This is a genomic window from Pseudomonas sp. MD195_PC81_125, assembly GCF_014060985.1.
Lineage (GTDB): Bacteria > Pseudomonadota > Gammaproteobacteria > Pseudomonadales > Pseudomonadaceae > Aquipseudomonas > Aquipseudomonas parakoreensis.
This window is the reverse complement of sequence record NZ_JABULD010000922.1, coordinates 1-813: the sequence shown is the minus strand read 5'-3', so window position 1 is coordinate 813 and position 813 is coordinate 1. Positions and strand designations below refer to the sequence as shown.

The 813-nt window shown below is 52.1% G+C and carries 2 protein-coding genes; one reads left to right on the top strand and one right to left on the bottom strand.

What is annotated here, in order from left to right; translation table 11 throughout:
* The coding region (locus HT737_RS30375) for an autoinducer binding domain-containing protein (protein ID WP_182404670.1) at positions 1–222 on the bottom strand (222 nt) is incomplete at its 3' end.
* 155 nt (positions 223–377) lie between these two features.
* Between HT737_RS30375 and HT737_RS30370 the strand changes: the two genes are divergently transcribed.
* Positions 378–813, top strand: a 436-nt coding sequence (locus HT737_RS30370; protein ID WP_182404669.1) for an acyl-homoserine-lactone synthase, incomplete at its 3' end; no start/stop codon positions are given.

Below are 813 nucleotides of genomic sequence, written 5' to 3'. Positions count from 1 at the left end.
ATGTCCAAGGTAACGATTGGCGGAATAGGCAGCTTGCCAGGCCGGCGAATAGTTATTGGCGAGAAAAAGGCAAGGTTTGGTGATGGGGAAAAGCCTGCGTGAACCATAGGCCACATAATCAAACTCCAACTGCCTGGCAACGGTCTTGATATTGTCGAACAACAACTCGACATCCGTTGCAGACATGGCGTTTTCCAACAGTTCAGCCTGCCAATATGACATAGAGATTCCTTTCCCACAGTTATTGCTGTCGGCCTCTTGCMAACATGCCTAGCATATTTCCAAATGTTTCCGCTAGCTGTCAAGGGTGACAGGTAGTCTGCGAGCGCAGTGTGCACTTTAATCGCCACCCAACCAATCACTAAACGGAATCTGTGATGGATTACTTGTCAGGACGTTATGACCAGTTGACGACAGTAAAGCGTCAACGCTTGGCTCAATATCGCTATCAGGTCTTTGTCGAACGCCTCGGCTGGCAATTATCAACACCGGACGATTTCGAGTTTGATCAGTTCGACCACAGCGGCACCCATTACATCGTTGCGCAAGAAGAAGACGGCAACATCAAAGGGTGCGCACGCCTGTTGCCGACCACCCAGCCATACTTGCTGAGTGAGGTGTTCACTACGTTGCTCGGTGACCAGCCTGCACCGAGCGGTGATGACATCTGGGAGCTGTCGCGCTTCACCTCACTGGACCTCGATGCCGAGGGCGGCAAAAACGAACAAGTGATGTCTGACGAAAATACCGTCGGCCTGTTCATGGCCACGCTCGAGTACGCCCGAACCTGCGGTGTTTCACATCCTGGTGTCG